The 14829-nt window shown below is 71.5% G+C and carries 16 protein-coding genes; 8 read left to right on the forward strand and 8 right to left on the reverse strand.

The window, feature by feature from the left end; genetic code table 11:
* The first annotated feature begins 129 nt into the window (after nucleotides 1–129).
* The 3 genes from N912_RS0131880 (at nucleotide 130) to phoU (ending at nucleotide 4047) form a co-directional block, all read left to right on the forward strand.
* Nucleotides 130–942 carry a GGDEF domain-containing protein gene (locus tag N912_RS0131880; protein ID WP_245645551.1) on the forward strand — a complete coding sequence of 271 codons (813 nt, stop codon included), beginning with the start codon at nucleotides 130–132 and terminating at the stop codon, nucleotides 940–942.
* Nucleotides 943–1056: 114 nt separating this feature from the next.
* Nucleotides 1057–3300 (forward strand): LCP family protein, encoded by a 2244-nt coding sequence (locus tag N912_RS0131885; RefSeq protein WP_028925585.1) that lies wholly within the window; start codon nucleotides 1057–1059, stop codon nucleotides 3298–3300.
* 90 nt (nucleotides 3301–3390) lie between these two features.
* On the forward strand, nucleotides 3391–4047 hold the full coding sequence (gene phoU, locus N912_RS0131890) for a phosphate signaling complex protein PhoU (protein ID WP_028925586.1): 657 nt from the start codon (nucleotides 3391–3393) through the stop codon (nucleotides 4045–4047).
* 54 nt (nucleotides 4048–4101) lie between these two features.
* On the opposite strand, the gene N912_RS63950 is transcribed toward phoU, so the two are convergent.
* From N912_RS63950 to N912_RS0131925, 7 genes are all read right to left on the reverse strand, one after another.
* The gene (locus N912_RS63950) at nucleotides 4102–4548 is read right to left on the reverse strand and encodes a hypothetical protein (RefSeq protein WP_156994174.1); all 447 of its coding nucleotides are present in this window, start codon (nucleotides 4546–4548) and stop codon (nucleotides 4102–4104) included.
* Nucleotides 4549–4664: 116 nt separating this feature from the next.
* The gene (pstB, locus tag N912_RS0131900; protein ID WP_028925588.1) at nucleotides 4665–5441 is read right to left on the reverse strand and encodes a phosphate ABC transporter ATP-binding protein PstB; all 777 of its coding nucleotides are present in this window, start codon (nucleotides 5439–5441) and stop codon (nucleotides 4665–4667) included.
* Between the two features lie 7 nt (nucleotides 5442–5448).
* Nucleotides 5449–6372 carry a phosphate ABC transporter permease PstA gene (gene pstA / locus N912_RS0131905; RefSeq protein ID WP_028925589.1) on the reverse strand — a complete coding sequence of 308 codons (924 nt, stop codon included), beginning with the start codon at nucleotides 6370–6372 and terminating at the stop codon, nucleotides 5449–5451.
* A complete protein-coding gene (gene pstC, locus N912_RS0131910; protein WP_084211381.1) occupies nucleotides 6369–7514 on the reverse strand; it encodes a phosphate ABC transporter permease subunit PstC in 1146 nt (381 codons plus the stop codon). The genes pstA and pstC overlap by 4 nt, the downstream gene beginning before the upstream one ends.
* Nucleotides 7515–7561: 47 nt before the next feature.
* Nucleotides 7562–8674, reverse strand: a complete 1113-nt coding sequence (gene pstS / locus N912_RS0131915) for a phosphate ABC transporter substrate-binding protein PstS (protein ID WP_028925591.1) — start codon at nucleotides 8672–8674, stop codon at nucleotides 7562–7564.
* Between the two features lie 238 nt (nucleotides 8675–8912).
* A complete protein-coding gene (gene mshD, locus N912_RS0131920; protein ID WP_051581089.1) occupies nucleotides 8913–9785 on the reverse strand; it encodes a mycothiol synthase in 873 nt (290 codons plus the stop codon).
* An 11-nt stretch (nucleotides 9786–9796) separates the two neighbouring features.
* Nucleotides 9797–10567, reverse strand: coding sequence for a winged helix-turn-helix transcriptional regulator (locus tag N912_RS0131925; protein ID WP_028925593.1), 771 nt, complete (start codon nucleotides 10565–10567; stop codon nucleotides 9797–9799).
* A 159-nt stretch (nucleotides 10568–10726) separates the two neighbouring features.
* Between N912_RS0131925 and N912_RS55990 the strand changes: the two genes are divergently transcribed.
* The 4 genes from N912_RS55990 to N912_RS0131940 all read left to right on the forward strand — a co-directional run bounded on the left by N912_RS55990 (nucleotide 10727) and on the right by N912_RS0131940 (nucleotide 12972).
* Nucleotides 10727–11542, forward strand: coding sequence for an LmeA family phospholipid-binding protein (locus N912_RS55990; protein ID WP_037067570.1), 816 nt, complete (start codon nucleotides 10727–10729; stop codon nucleotides 11540–11542).
* Between the two features lie 54 nt (nucleotides 11543–11596).
* Nucleotides 11597–11671: a putative leader peptide gene (locus N912_RS67115; protein WP_425415334.1), complete on the forward strand. Its 75-nt coding sequence runs from the start codon at nucleotides 11597–11599 to the stop codon at nucleotides 11669–11671.
* 159 nt (nucleotides 11672–11830) lie between these two features.
* Nucleotides 11831–12670, forward strand: a complete 840-nt coding sequence (locus N912_RS0131935) for a sulfurtransferase (protein WP_028925594.1) — start codon at nucleotides 11831–11833, stop codon at nucleotides 12668–12670.
* Nucleotides 12670–12972: a DUF1416 domain-containing protein gene (locus N912_RS0131940; protein WP_028925595.1), complete on the forward strand. Its 303-nt coding sequence runs from the start codon at nucleotides 12670–12672 to the stop codon at nucleotides 12970–12972. The genes N912_RS0131935 and N912_RS0131940 overlap by 1 nt, the downstream gene beginning before the upstream one ends.
* Here the strand turns inward: N912_RS0131940 and N912_RS0131945 are convergent.
* The gene (locus tag N912_RS0131945; RefSeq protein WP_064745452.1) at nucleotides 12922–13902 is read right to left on the reverse strand and encodes a DMT family transporter; all 981 of its coding nucleotides are present in this window, start codon (nucleotides 13900–13902) and stop codon (nucleotides 12922–12924) included. The genes N912_RS0131940 and N912_RS0131945 overlap by 51 nt on opposite strands.
* Before the next feature lie 70 nt (nucleotides 13903–13972).
* Here N912_RS0131945 and N912_RS0131950 point away from each other — a divergent pair, with 70 nt between their 5' ends.
* Nucleotides 13973–14827 (forward strand): LysR family transcriptional regulator, encoded by an 855-nt coding sequence (locus N912_RS0131950; RefSeq protein ID WP_028925597.1) that lies wholly within the window; start codon nucleotides 13973–13975, stop codon nucleotides 14825–14827.
* Nucleotides 14828–14829 lie beyond the last annotated feature (2 nt).

Raw genomic sequence — 14829 nt, forward strand, 5'->3', positions numbered from 1 at the left:
GATGGGCCGTGAGGAGGTGGATGCCACGTGAGTGCACAGCGGCGCGGCCACACGGCCGAGCGACCCTCTCCCCGTAAGGAGGGTCCGGCCGGGGCTGCGCGCATCGCCGCCTCGCACCCGGGTGCCTCGTTGCAGCCCCACTTGGACGTGCGCTTCGACGCGCCGGTCGAGGTGCCGGAGGCGCACCTGGACTCCGATCCGGTGCAGGCGCACATCACCGCGTCCGAGGAGCTGGCCAGCCTCGGCTACTGGGAGGACGCCTACCAGCGGCTGCGCAGCGCCGTCGAGCTGATGGCCGGCCCCGAGCACCGCCCGCACCTGGTGCGCGCCGAGCTGGACCGGCTGCGCCGCGAGCACGCGATGGTCCACGAGCAGGCCCGGCGCGACTTCCTCACCGCCAGCTACAACCGCCGCTACCTGGACGACCGGCTGGCCACCCTGCTGGACGACCCGTCGGTGGCCAGGTCCGGGATGGGCCTGGCCATGGTGGACATCGACCACTTCAAGAAGGTCAACGACAGGTACGGGCACCCGTTCGGCGACCGGGTGCTGCAGCGGGTGGTGGCCGAGCTGGGCGCCGCGCTGCCGGAGGGCGCGTTCTGCGCCCGCTACGGCGGCGAGGAGTTCGCGCTGGTGCTGCCAGGGTGCGACCCGACCGAGGCGGTCGCGGTATGCGAGCGGGCGCGGATCCGGATCGACAGGCACCGCTGGCTGGAGCTGGACCCGGAGCTGCGGGTGACGGTGAGCGCCGGTGTGGCGCACACGGTCGCCCAGCCGCCCGATGTGGAGCAGCTGTTAGTCGGGGCCGACGTGCTGCTCTACGCGGCCAAGGGCGCCGGCCGCAACGCGGTGGCGTTCCGCGAGGAGAGCGGCACGGTGGCCCTGGCCGGCGCGGCGGGAGCCCGCCGGGACATACCCCAGCCGGCGTCCCTGGACTACTGAGGCGGCCGCCGAAGCGGCGCGTGACCAGGACTTATCAGGCAGACCCCGTGCGATCGGCGCGGGGCGGCAGCGGTTAGCATTCCGCAACAATCAGCTCGCGGCGGGGAGGCGGCGGTGAACCACGGCGGCGAGGAGGACGAAGCGGGTCCCCGCTCGCGTCGCCACCGCCACGACACCGACGCCCCCGAAGGCCTGAGCGTCGCCGACCTGCTGGCCCGGCACGGGGTGGCGAACGAGTCGGCCGACGGCGGTGCGTCCAGGCGGCACGGCTTGGACGACGAGCCACCGGTGGCCGACGAGCCGCCAGTGCCGATCTCCGAGCCGGAGGACGCCGACCAGTTCGTACCCGAACCGCCGGAGCCGCCCGCGCCCGCCGAGCCCGTCCAGTCCGTCCAGAGCCAGCCCGTCCGGAGCCAGCCCGAGCCGCCGGCCGAAATCGGCTTCGCCCGCCGCGTCATGCTGCCGTCCGACCTGTCCGCGAACCTGTTCGCCCAGCTGGGCAAGGCCCCACCGGACGACTCGCCCACCGACATCGTGCCCAAGGTCCCCGCCGACGTCCCACCACCGCCGGCCGAACCTCCGCGAGTCGGGGCTCCTGGCACACCGAGTCGGGACGTTCAGCACACCGTCGAACCGGAGCCCCCGGCGGAACCCGAACCGCCCGTACCCCCGGTGCCCCCCGCACCCCCCGACACCCCGGGCGACGATGAGCGCGGCTTCGAGCTGCGCACCCAACGGATCGACGAGAGCCTCACCAGGCTGACCGCCATCCACGCCGGGCTGGGCAGGGAGATGACCGAGCGGGTCAGCCGGACCCGAGGGCTGCCGGTGGTCGACCGCACCGCCGACGCCGCCCCGGACACCGAGGACGACAAGCCGCCCCGGACCCCGCGCTGGCTGCGCCGCACCGCCAAGGGCATCACGCTGGCCGCCGCCCTGTCGCTGTTCCTGGCCACGGCGGCCGGCTGGGGCACCCGGGCCTGGCTGGACGGCAAGCTGCGCACGGTGGCCGCCCTGGACCCGGGCTCGGAGGCGATCGTCGACCCCGCCTCGCAGGCCGGCGACCAGAACTACCTGCTGGTCGGCCTGGACCCGAGCAACCCCCAGGCCGGCGCGCGCGGCGGCCCGCTGCCCGGCGTGCTCCCGACGGCCGTCCCGGCGCCCGCGCTCGCACCCGGCACCCACCCCGGCGGCCCCGGCACGATCCTGCTGGCGCACGTGCCGGCCAAGCGCGACCGGGTCGTCATGCTGGCCTTCCCCGGCGACCTCGCGGTGGACCGGCCGAGCTGCGACAGGTGGAGCCAGGCCAGCGGCGGCTACCCCGGCGGCACCTCGCCGGCCCAGTCCGGCGTGCAGCTGGCCAGCGCGTACACCATCGGCGGGCCGCGCTGCATGACCAAGACGATCCAGAAGCTCACCGGCATGGCCGTCAACCACTACACCGACGTCGACCTCGCCGGCATCAAGGACATGGCCGACGCGGTGCACGGGGTGCCGATCTGCCTGCCGAAGCCGGTGCTGGACGGCCAGCTCGGGCCGGTGGTGCCGAGCCCGGGCGGCGCGGTGCTGACCGGCGACCGGGCGCTCGCCTTCGCCCGTGCACGGCACGTGCAGGGCGACCCCAGCCCGACCGTGGGACAGCTCCAGCGCCAGCAGATGCTGCTCGCCGCGCTGCTCGACAAGGCCGGATCCGACCAGGTGCTGGCCGACTTCAACGGGCTGGACGGCCTGGTGACCGCGTTCGGGACCAGCACCCACAGCGACAACTCCGGGCTGGAGGCGCTGGGCGCGCTGGCCGGGTCGATCCGCACGGTGGACCCGAGCCAGGTCTCCTTCGTCACGGTGCCCACCTCCGGCCAGCCCGACCTGCAGGGCAACGAGCTGCTGCAGGTGGAGCCGGCGCTCGCGCTGTTCGACGCGGTCCGCACCAAGCGGCCGCTGCCGACCGGCGACAACGCGGACGGCCGCACCCCGAACCGCCTGATCGCCAACCAGCTCCCGCCCAGGGCCGTCACGGTGAACATCCGCAACGCCTCCGCCCGCAAGGGGCTGGGCAACCAGGCCGCCGACTCGCTGCGCACGCTCGGGTTCACCGTGGCCTCGGTCGGCAACGCCCCGCCCGCGCCCGGCGGCCGCACCGTGATCAGGCACTCCCCGGACCGCGCCGAGCAGGCCGCCGCGCTCGCCGCCGCCGTGCCGTCCGCGCTCACCGAGCCCGCCCCCGGCACCGTCGGCCAGCTCGACCTGGTGCTCGGCGACGGGTTCGACGGTCAGGTCAGGGCCGCGCCGATGGCCGGGATCGCGACCGCCCCGAGCGGACCGCAGATACTCACCGCGGCCGCCATGTCATGCGACTGACCGGCCTAATCGACCGTACGCCACTCGACGTTCACCTTCCGTTCACCTTGCGCTGCTGATCGGGTGACTCGCTACGCATACGCTCGTGCCATGCGTGACGCTTACCAGTCCAAGCTTGACGGGCTCGCCGAGCAGCTGGCGATCATGACTGAGACCGTGGCCAGCGCCATGCGCAAGGCCACCGACGCTCTCCTGAACGCCGACCTGCCGCTGGCCGAAGAGGTCATCTCCGAGGACCTGAGGGTCGACGAGCTGCGCAACCAGGCCGAGGAGGATGCGTTCGCGCTGCTCGCGCTGCAGGCCCCGGTCGCGGGCGACCTGCGCGTGGTGGTGAGCACCATCCACGCCGCCGGCGACCTGGAGCGGATGGGCGACCTCGCGCTGCACGTGGCCCGCGCCGCCCGCCGCCGCCACCCCGCCGACGTGGTCCCCGAGGAGGTCAAACCGTACTTCGCCGAGATGGGCAAGGTCGCCTTCGAGCTGGCCCGCAAGGCCGCCGACGTGATCCGCCACCCCGACGTGGAACGCGCCAAGCAGCTCGAGTCCGACGACGACGCCATGGACGACCTGCACCGGCACATGTTCACCGTGCTGATGGGCCGGGACTGGACGCACGGCGTGGCCGCCGCCGTCGACGTCACCCTGCTGGCCCGCTTCTACGAGCGCTACGGCGACCACGCCGTCGCCGTGGCCCGCCGCATGGTCTACGTCATCACCGGCGAAATGCCGTCCCCCGAAACCCCCTGACCCGTGAGTGGCTAGGGCCGCCATAGCGACCCTAGCCACTCACGACCAACCGGGTCACTTGTGCCAGGTTGACCAATCCGCGCATCGGTCGCCTTTGCACGTCCGGATCTTCCTGCCCAACACGTGTATTCCACTGCCGTCGGGCGAAGAGACCGCGGTGACGTAGTTGTCGCGATCAAATGGGCCATTGATTCGCGCGGGCATCACGCGCTCCTTGTTGTCACCCCAGGCAACGGCTACCTGCGCGTACGCATTGCAGTCCTGTTGCGCATCGGAACCGGTCATGTACCCGTTGAACTTGATGCCCAGAACCGGCGTCCCGCCGCCGCTCGACGTACCCCCCATAGGTATCCCCTGGACGCCGTACGAGCAGTTTTCAATTTCCGAGACCGTGATGCCGTCCGGGCCGGGCGTGCTGTTCTCTCGCGCGCTCGCCTGCGGGATACAGAGGACGGTAATGGCTACCGCCGGCACGCCGACCAGGAGTGCTTGACGCTTCATGTGCCACCAGTTTCGAATAGTCTTGCGGTCGCAAAGATAATATCCGGGAAAACTGGAGCACAGGGCGATAACCGCGCGGCTTGAGTAGAAGTACTCAAGCCGCGCGGTGCATTATTTTATCCGAAGCGGCCGGAGATGTAATCCTCGGTGGCCCGCTCAGTGGGGTTGGAGAAGATTTTCTCGGTGTCGTCGATCTCGACGAGGCGGCCCGGCTCGCCGGTGGCGCGCAGGTTGAAGAACGCGGTCTGGTCGCTGACCCGGGCGGCCTGCTGCATGTTGTGCGTCACGATGACGATCGTGTAGGACTTCTTCAGTTCGCCGATCAGGTCCTCGATGGCCAGGGTGGAGATCGGGTCCAGCGCGGAGCAGGGCTCGTCCATCAGCAGCACGTCCGGCTGCACCGCGATGGCGCGGGCGATGCACAGCCGCTGCTGCTGACCGCCGGACAGGCCGCCACCGGGCTTGCCCAGCCGGTCCTTGACCTCGTTCCACAGGTTCGCGCCGCGCAGCGAGCGCTCCGCGATCTCGTCCAGCTTCTTCTTGTCCCGCACGCCCTGCAGCTTCATGCCGGCCACCACGTTGTCCCTGATGGACATGGTGGGGAACGGGTTGGGTCGCTGGAACACCATGCCGATGGTGCGCCGCACCGCCACCGGGTCCACCGCGCCGGCGTAGATGTCCTCGCCGTCCAGCAGCACCTGGCCCTCCACCCGCGCGCCCGGGATGACCTCGTGCATCCGGTTCAGGGTGCGCAACACGGTGGACTTGCCGCAGCCCGACGGCCCGATGAACGCCGTCACGCTGCGCGGCGGCACGGTCAGGCTCACGCTGCTCACCGCGTGGAACGTGCCGTAGTAGATGTCCACGTCCTTGAGGTCCAGCCGCTTGGCCATCAGATCCTCATTTCGTCTTCGGCGCGGTCAGCTTGGACAGCGCGGCCGCGATCAGCTGGAAGATGGTGATGATCAGGATGAGAGTCAGGGCGGAGCCCCAGATACGAGCCGCTCCCGCGTCCGTCGGGTTGCTCCGCTCGACGGTCATGACCAGCGGCAGCGACGCCATGTTGCCGCCGAAGATGTCGAAGTTGATGTACGGCGCGTAGGCCACCAGGATCAGCACCGGAGCGGTCTCGCCCATCACCCTGGCCAGCGCCAGCACGATGCCGGTCAGCATGCCGGACAACGCCGTCGGGACGACCACCTTGACGATGGTGCGCCATTTCGGCACGCCCAGCGCGTAGGACGCCTCGCGCAGGTCGTGCGGCACGATCTTGAGCATCTCCTCGGTGGAGCGCACCACCACCGGGATCATGAGAAGCACCAGGGCCAGCGACACCGCGAGCGCGCTACGCGGCAGCCCGAGTATGGAGATCCACACTGCATAGACGAACAAGGCGGCCACGATGGACGGGACGCCGGTGAGGATGTCGACCATGAACGTGGTCGCCCGGGAGAGCCTGGTCTGCGCCTTCCCCACTCCGCCGTACTCGACGAGGTAGATGGCCACCATGACGCCGATCGGGGTGGCGATCACCGCGCACACCAGGCCTTGCACCAGGGTGCCGTAGATCGCGTGGTACACCCCGCCGCCCATCTGCCGGGCCAGCAACCCGTTCAGCGACTGGAACCACCAGTTGATGTTGACGATGACCCCGGCGCCCTTGGCCAGCACCGTGTAGATCACCCACACAAGGGGTACCACGGCGAGCGCGAAGGCCAGCGTGACCAGCCCCGTCGCGACCCCGTTGCGGACCTTGCGGCCGGTGCTGATGCTGGTGAAGGCCGGACGGATCGCCGGCGCGTCGATGGGTGGAGAGGTGGTCACGACCCACCGGCCTTTCGGTTCACGATGGAGCGGGCCAGCGCGTTCACCACGAAGGTGAGCACGAACAGCACCAGGCCGGCGGCGATGTACGCGCCGGCGGACAGGGCGTTGTTCAGCTCCGCGAAGGACAGTGCGATCTTGGAAGCGAAGGTGGCGCCGCCGTCGAACAGGCTGCCCCGGAACGGCGCGTTCACGGCCGCGAGGATGATCATCAGTGCGATCGTCTCGCCCAGCGCCCGCCCCAGCCCGAGCATGGACGCGCTGACGTAGCCGGCCCGGCCGAACGGCAGCACGGTGGTCCTGATGACCTCCCAGCGGGTCGCGCCCAGCGCCAGCGCGCCCTCGATCTGCATCCGGGGGGTCCGCTCGAACACCTCACGGGTGATCGAGGTGATGATCGGCAGGATCATCACGGCCAGCACGATGCCTGCGGTGAACAGGTTGGCGCCCCGGTTGAGCGGCACGTTGTCCGGGTGGGCCTGGAACAGGAACAGCCAGCCGAGGCTGCCACTCAGCCACTCGGCGACCGGGTAGATCACCGGCGCCAGCACCAGCAGCCCCCAGAGGCCGAAGATGATCGACGGCACCGCGGCCAGCAGGTCCACCAGGTAGGCGAACGGGCGGGCCAGCTTGCGCGGCGCGTACTGGGTCAGGAACAGCGCGATGCCCAGGCCCACCGGCATCGCCAGCACCAACGCGAACACCGACACCTCGACGGTGACCATCAGCAACTCGAGGATGCCGAAGCGCAGGGCGTTGGGGTCGCCGGCGTTGAACTCCCGGCTGGTCAGGAAGTTGGCCTGGTCGGCGAGCAGCGACGGTACGGCCTGGATGAGCAGGAACAGCCCGATCGCGCCGATCAGCAGGACGATGAACCAGCCGGAGCCGGTGGCCAGGCCGGCGAAGATCCGGTCGCCGCGCTGGACGAAGCCGCCGCCGGCGTCGCCGGGCGGGTGGGGTGGTTCGGCGGGCTGCCGAGGGGTGCCGGTCGGTGGCGATGTGCTGGAGATGCCGGCCTCCGTGGTTGTGCTGGTCTCCGCTGTTGTGCTGGTCTCTGTGGCTGTCTGAGCGGCGGGCAGCCCCGCGCGCTCACCGGGGTCACCGGTGGCGGCGGGGCTGCCAGGGCCGAGCGGATCGCTCATCTAATTTCTCCACACCCTCCCAGGTACGGCCCGGGCCGATCGGCGGGTTAGGCGATGGCCTGGATGGCGGTGAGCAGCTTGGCCTTGAACGACTCGGGCAGCGGGGCGTAGCCGGCATCGGGGAGCTGCGCCTGGCCGCTGGTCGCGGCGGTGGTCAGGAACGCCTTGACGGCCTGCGCCACGTCCGGGTCGTAGCCCTTCGAGCAGACGATCTCGTAGGTGGCCAGGATCAGCGGGTAGGCGCCCGCGGTGTTGCCGCCGTAGACGGACTTGAGGTCCAGCTTCAGGTCGTTGCCCTGGCCGGTCACCTTGGCGGTCTCGATGGCCTTGCCGACCGCGGCGGAGTTCAGCTCGACCGGGCCGGAGCCGCTGTCCAGCTTGGCCATGCTCAGCTTGTTGTCCTGGGCGTAGGACAGCTCGACGTAGGTGATCGAGCCGTTCGCGCCGGACACGGACTGGGCGACGCCGGCGGACTGGTTGGCACCGGAGCCGACACCGCCGTTGAACTTCTTGCCCGCACCCTGCGTCCAGGCGCCCTTGCCGGCGGCCTGCAGGTACTGCTGGAAGTTGTCGGTGGTGCCCGACTCGTCGGACCGGAACACCACGCTGATCGGCGTGTTGGGCAGCTGGGCGCCGCTGTTCAGCGCCGCGATCGCCGGGTCGTTCCAGGTCTTGATCTGGCCGTTGAAAATCTTGGCGGCGGTCTCGCCGTTGAGCGTCAGGCCGGTGACGCCGTCGAGCTTGTAGGCGATGGCCACCGGGCCGAACACCAGCGGCAGGTTCCACGCCGGGTTGCCCTTGCAGCGCTGCTGCGCGGCGGCCACCTCGGCGTCCTTGAGCGCGGAGTCCGAGCCGCCGAAGTCGACCAGGCCGGCGTTGAACTGCTTCACCCCGGCGCCGGAGCCGGTCGGGTTGTAGGCCAGGTTCTTGCCCCCGCACTGCTGCTGGTAGGCCTGGATGAACACGTCCACGGCGTTCTTCTGCGCCGAGGAGCCTTCGGCGGACAGGTTCTGCTTGCCACCGCAGTTCACCCCCGGGGCGGCCCCGCCGGCGCCACCACCACCGCCGCCGCTGGGGGTCGGGTTGCTACCACAGGCCGCCAGGGCCATCGCGCCGGCCGCAGCCAGCGCGAGCACGGCACCGTGCCGCTTGAGCTTCACGAAGGTCCTCCGGGATTGGATCGTGCGGCTCGGGGCGGCCGCTTCACCGCAGGACGGTAGGGACGCAGGGTGGACGTCATCCGCCGAAAAGGTAAACGGAGAGTGAACAGAGGGCTCTTCGTGATCGACCCCACGGCCGCCGAAGCGGTTTGGCCACCCGGACGTGACCTCCCCGTTGACGGGCCGTGACCTGCTGTGACGTTCTCCGCCCGGCGATGGTCCCCGGTATATCGTTAGGTCAACGAAGGAACGCGGCATCGGCGTGCCAGCGGGTAAACCCCAGTTTCTGATAGACGCGCACCGCGGCGTGGTTGTCGGCCTCGGTGTAGAGCATCACGTCGCGCAGGCCCAGCCCGCGCAGGTGCCGCAGCCCGGCCAGGGTCAGCGCGGCGCCGAGGCCGCCGCCCTGCGCCGCCGGGTCGACGCCGAGCACGTACACCTCGCCGATCCCCTCGGGGTGCACCTTCGTCCAGTGGTAGCCCAGCAGCCTGTCGTTCTCGTCCACCGCGAGCAGGAAGCCGGCCGGGTCGAACCACGGCTCGGCCTCGCGCACCTTGACCTGCTCGATGTCCCAGCCGCCCTGCTCCGGGTGCCAGTCGAACGCGGCGTTGTTGACCCGCAGGAACTCCGCCTCGTCGGCGCCGACGACGAACGTCCGCAGCCGCACGCCGGGCTGGAGCTCCGGCTCCGGGATCTCCGGGGTGTCCAGGCTCCGCCGCATCTGCCACAGCGTCCGCACCCGCCGGAACCCCAGCTTCTCCGCAATGCGCAGCGCGCCGGGGTGCTCGCCGTGCGCCCACAGCCGCAGCGGGGTGCCGTCCGCGCGCTCCAGCATGGCGGTGACCAACGCGGTGCCCACGCCGTGCCGGCGGTGCTCGGGATGCACGGCCAGCTCCCCGACGACCTCGTCGGCGTCGCTGAGGTCGATGCCCGCGTATCCGACCAGCTCGGAGCCGGCTCGGGCCAGCAGGTGCGCGCCGCCCCGCCCGCGCAGGTTCAGCAGCGCGTTCTCCGAGATCGGGGCGGTGTGGTCGGCGGCGGTGGCGGCGTCCAGCAGGGCCGTCACCTCGGCGCCGTCCGGGGCCGAGCGCCAGATCAGATCAACGCTCACACGGCCCGAGGCTACCCGCGCTGGCCGACCCTCGCCTCCTCCTCGGTGCTACTCGGAGGGTTTGCCAGCGGATCGACCTCCGCGGTGCCGCTATTGGCGTTCTTCGCGTTCGCCCCGCCCCGCCCGGGACGGACGAACTTGTAGCCGACGTTGCGCACGGTGCCGATCAGCTGTTCCTGGTCGGGGCCGAGCTTCGCGCGCAGCCGCCGCACGTGCACGTCCACCGTCCGCGTCCCGCCGAAGAAGTCGTACCCCCAGACCTCCTGCAGCAGCTGGGCCCTGGTGAACACCCGCCCGGCGTGCTGGGCCAGGTACTTGAGCAGCTCGAACTCCTTGTACGTCAGCTCCAGCACCCGCCCGCGCAGCCGCGCGGTGTAGGTCGCCTCGTCGATGACCAGCTCGCCGAGCACCAGCGCGCCGCCGTCCCCGGACTCAACCCCGGGCCGGGTCCGCAGCAGCCGCAGCCGGGCGTCGATCTCGGCCGGGCCCGCGCCGGGCAGCAGGATGTCGTCCACCCCCCACTCCCCGGAGACCGCGACCAGCCCGCCCTCGTTGAGCACCGCGACGATCGGCACCTCCATGCCGGTGGTGCCCAGCAGCCGGCACAGCCCGCGCGCGGCGACCAGGTCGCTCCGGGCGTCCACCAGCACCACGTCGTGCGGGCGCGCGTCGAGCAGCGCGGCGACCTCGGGCGCGCCGGTGCGCACCCCGTGCGGCAGCAGCGACAGCGCCGGCAGCACCGCCTCGGGGCTCGGATCTGCGGTGAGCAGTAGCAACTCCATTCGTTGCCTCCTCCGCACGGCACGGACACCCGGTGGGCCCTGAATTCGTCGTAACGGGGAGGATACCGGGGTAAGCACCACCGGTGACCCCCGCGCGTCGCAGGTCACGCCGTCGCGCGACGGGGTTCGGGTGGGCCATACCCGTACGGGAGATACTGGATGAAGCGAATCGTGATCGGACTTGTCGTGGCGATCGTGTTGTTGGTCGCCGCCGACTTCGCCTCCGCGTCCGCCGCCGAATACCAGGTGGCCACCCGGATGCGTGAGCAGCTGGCGCTGCCGGACACCCCGGCCGTGAAGATCAACGGCTTCCCGTTCATCACCCAGGCGCTGGCCGGCGACTACCGCCAGATCGACGTCTCCGCCGAGCGGCTGACCGTCGGCCCGCTGCGCGCGGTCGGCGTGCGCACCGAGCTGTACCACGTGCGGGCGCCGCTGGGCGAGCTGCTCGGCGGCTCGCTGCGCAGCATCAGGGTGGACGACGCCAAGGGCACCGTGCAGATCACCAAGGACGACCTGATGCGCCAGATGCCCGGGGTGACCAAGCTGGTAGTGGGCCCGGTCGACCAGGGCGCACTGGACGCCGCGCTGGCCAACTCCTCGGCCGCCGCGCCCGGTTCCTCGGTGGACGGCATCACCCCCGACCAGGCGGTGCGGATGGTGGCCACCACGTCGGTGCTCGGGCAGAAGACCGAGGTCTCGGCGATCGCGGTGCTGCAGCTGGTCGGCCGGCAGGTCCAGATCAGCCCGAGGGACGTCCGGATCGGCACCGGCTCGCAGGCCAAGCAGCTCCCGGCGGCGGCCCAGTCCGCGCTGCGCGGCATGTTCACCGTGAAGCTGGACCCCGGCACGCTGCCGTTCGAGGTCAGGCCGACCTCGCTGCGCGCGGTGGACAGCGCGCTGGAGGTCTCCGGCGTGGCGCACGACCTCGTGATCAGCTCGGGCTCCTCCGGCCGCCGCGCCGGAACCCCGTGAGTGGCCAGTCTCAGGTCTAACCACACCCGGCTGGAACGGGTTACCCTGTACGCCGTGTATTGGCCGCTGACCCGTCGCCGCGCAGTCGACCTGTGCCGCGTCGGCAGCTGCCTGTGTCCGGCCCGCTGAGCACGGACCGACCGCGCTCGGCCATCGGTCGAGCCTTCGCGTCCGGCTGACGGGCCGTCAACTCCTTCTCGGAGCCATGCTCGCACCCGGTTCGCGGACGTCCGTGCTCGAACCCGTCCCACACAGATGCGCAGTGCCACACCGAGGAGCGAAACACACATGAGCCGCGAGCAAGCCCTGGTCTCCGCGGACTGGGCCGAACAGAACCTCGACGCAGACGGGGTCGTGTTCGTCGAGGTCGACGAGGACACCACCGCCTACGAGGGCGGGCACATCCCGGGCGCGGTCCGGATCGACTGGAAGACGGAGCTGCAGGACCCGGTGGTCCGCGACTTCGTGGACAAGGCCGGCTTCGAGAAGCTGCTCTCCGAGAAGGGCATCTCGAACGACAACACGGTGGTGTTGTACGGCGGGAACAACAACTGGTTCGCCGCGTACGCCTACTGGTACTTCAAGTTGTACGGACACGACAAGGTGCAGCTGCTCGACGGCGGCCGCAAGAAGTGGGAGCTGGACGGCCGCACGCTGACCAAGGACGTGCCGTCGCGCGCGCAGACCAGCTACTCGGCCAAGGAGCCGGACCTGTCCATCCGGGCGTTCCGCCAGGAGGCCATCGACGCGATCGGCACCAAGAACCTGGTCGACGTCCGCTCGCCCGACGAGTTCTCCGGCAAGATCCTGGCGCCCGCGCACCTGCCGCAGGAGCAGTCCCAGCGGCCGGGGCACATCCCGACCGCGATCAACGTGCCGTGGAGCAAGGCGGCCAACGAGGACGGCACGTTCCGCTCCGACGACGAGCTGCGCGAGCTGTACGGCGAGGCGGGGCTGGACGGCTCCAAGGCGACCATCGCGTACTGCAGGATCGGCGAGCGCTCCAGCCACACCTGGTTCGTGCTGCGCGAGCTGCTCGGGCACTCGGACGTGAAGAACTACGACGGGTCGTGGACCGAGTACGGCTCGCTGGTCGGCGCGCCGATCGAGCTGGGGAGTGGTTCCTGATGTGCGGAGCTCCGGACCAGGCGCAGCAGCTGCCGGCCGGCACGGACCTGACCAAGGAGACGGTGTTCGTCGGCCGCGTGGTCGGCGCGGACGAGCAGCCGGTGGCCGGGGCGTTCGTCCGGCTGCTCGACGGCGGTGGCGAGTTCACCGCCGAGGTGGTCTCCTCGGCGTCCGGTGACTTCCGGTTCTTCGCCGGGCCAGGGACGTGGACGGTGCGCGCGCTGTCCCGCTCGGGCAACGGCGAGACCCGCCTAACGGCGTCGGGGCCGGGCCTGCACCGCGCCCAGGTCGCCGTCGCCTGACCTACCGCCGCGGGGTCGTCTCCCCGGTGCCGCGCTCGTGCCGGCGCCGGGGAGACGTCGCGTTGCCACCAGGATCCCGGCGATCACCAGCGCGGCGCCGGCCACCGTGTGCCAGCCGACGGGTTCGGCCAGCAGCAGCGCGCCGAGCGCCGTCGACCAGACCGGGGTCAGGTACGTCACGGTGGCCGCCACCGCCGCGCCGGCCGCCCTGATCACCCGCAGGTTCAGGATGTAGGCGTAGCCGGTGCCCACCGCCCCGAGCAGCGTTAGTGCGACCGCCGCGGTCGCCCCCGGCCAGCTCGGAGGGCCGGCCAGCCACGGCGTGACCAGCGCCAGCTCCACCGTGGCGGTGCCGATCTGCGCGGCCGACAATGCCACCGCCGACCCGCCCCGGCCGGAGAAGAACCGCCGCGTGTAGGCGAACCCGGCGCCGTAACACAGCGTGGCCGCCAGGCAGGCCAGCGCGCCTTCTCCGGCGCCTTGCCCGGCGGTTTGCCCGGGGCCGACGCCGAGCAGCACCAGCACCCCGCCGAGCCCGACCAGCAGCCCGAACACCCGCCGTTTGCTCAGCCGCTCCGAGGGCACCAGCAGCACCGCGAACACCAGCGTGGCCAGCGGCGTGGTCGCGTTGAGCGCACCGGCCAGCACCGAGCTGACCAGCAACTCGCCGTGCGCGAGCAGCGCGAAAGGGACGGCGTTCAACAGCGCCGCGACCACGGCGGCGTGCGCCCAGGTCACCGGGTCGCGGGGCAGCGGCGCGCGGCGCACCGCGCAGGCCGCCAACAGCGCGCACGCACCGAAGCAGCAGCGCCACAGCGCCACCCAGGCCGGCGGCACCCCGGCCTCCACCGCCACCTTGATCAGCGCGAAGCTCGAACCCCAGATCGCGGAGAGCGCCACGAACCCGGGCCACCACCGGTTTGTGTGCATGGACAGGATCGTGGGTGACCGGCCATCATGAGTCCAACAAGTCATTCGTATCTCCTCATGAGGGATGCTCATGGCCATCGGGGTCACCCAGCTCCGGGCGTTCGTGGCGGTCGCCGACACCGGTGGGTTCGGCGCGGCCGCCGACCGTCTCGGCATCAGCCAGTCGGCCGTGTCGCACGCGATCGCCGCCCTGGAGCGCGCCACCGACCGCCCGGTGCTGACCCGCCAGCCCCGCCCGGTGCCCACCCTGTTCGGCGAGCGGATCCTGGACCACGCCCGTGCCGCGGTGGCCGCCGTCGCGGCGATCACCGTGCTCGCGGCCGACCCGGACGCCCGCCCGCGCGGCGAGCTGACCGTCGCCGCGCCGCCGACGGTGTGCCACGGGCTGCTCCCCGGGCTGCTGACGCGGTGGCGGGCGGACTTCCCGGACCTGACGGTCACGCTGTTCGAGGGCGAGGACGACGAGGTGGCCGGCTGGCTGGAGGGCGGCTCGGCGGACCTCGCGGTGCTGGTCGACCCCCGGCCGGCGCCGGAGCGGGGCGCGGTGTTGGGCACCGACCGGTTCCACGCCGTGCTGCGGGCCGACCACCCGCTGGCCGGTCAGGCCGCCGTCGACCTCGCCGACCTGGCCGACGACGACTTCCTGCTCTCCGTCGGCGGGTGCGAGCCACAGGTCCGCGAGCTGCACCGGCGCTCGCGCAGCCCGTTCACGCCGACACACCGGGTGCGGCAGATGAGCACGCTGTTCGCCATGGTGCGGGCCGGGGTCGGGGTGAGCGTGGTGCCCGGGCTGGCCGCCGGCATGCAGGGGCCGGGCCTGGCTCTGGTGCCGCTCCTGCCGGAGCTGGCGCGCACGCTCGTACTCACCGGCCCGGTGCACCGGCCGTGGCATCCGGGCGCCCGGGCGCTGGTCGAGGCGGTCTGACA

Source organism: Actinospineispora acaciae DSM 45401, assembly GCF_000620785.1.
In the GTDB taxonomy this organism is placed as follows: Bacteria; Actinomycetota; Actinomycetes; order Mycobacteriales; family Pseudonocardiaceae; genus Pseudonocardia; species Pseudonocardia acaciae.

Excerpts from the sequence above, each read along its gene's own strand:
- phoU (WP_028925586.1), top strand. The coding sequence starts at position 3,391 with ATGCGTGACGCTTACCAGTCCAAGCTTGACGGGCTCGCCGAGCAGCTG.
- N912_RS0131945 (WP_064745452.1), bottom strand. The coding sequence starts at position 13,902 with ATGCACACAAACCGGTGGTGGCCCGGGTTCGTGGCGCTCTCCGCGATC.
- pstC (WP_084211381.1), bottom strand. The coding sequence starts at position 7,514 with ATGAGCGATCCGCTCGGCCCTGGCAGCCCCGCCGCCACCGGTGACCCC.
- N912_RS63950 (WP_156994174.1), bottom strand. The coding sequence starts at position 4,548 with ATGAAGCGTCAAGCACTCCTGGTCGGCGTGCCGGCGGTAGCCATTACC.
- N912_RS55990 (WP_037067570.1), top strand. The coding sequence starts at position 10,727 with ATGAAGCGAATCGTGATCGGACTTGTCGTGGCGATCGTGTTGTTGGTC.
- pstB (WP_028925588.1), bottom strand. The coding sequence starts at position 5,441 with ATGGCCAAGCGGCTGGACCTCAAGGACGTGGACATCTACTACGGCACG.
- N912_RS0131925 (WP_028925593.1), bottom strand. The coding sequence starts at position 10,567 with ATGGAGTTGCTACTGCTCACCGCAGATCCGAGCCCCGAGGCGGTGCTG.
- N912_RS0131940 (WP_028925595.1), top strand. The coding sequence starts at position 12,670 with ATGTGCGGAGCTCCGGACCAGGCGCAGCAGCTGCCGGCCGGCACGGAC.
- N912_RS0131950 (WP_028925597.1), top strand. The coding sequence starts at position 13,973 with ATGGCCATCGGGGTCACCCAGCTCCGGGCGTTCGTGGCGGTCGCCGAC.
- N912_RS0131935 (WP_028925594.1), top strand. The coding sequence starts at position 11,831 with ATGAGCCGCGAGCAAGCCCTGGTCTCCGCGGACTGGGCCGAACAGAAC.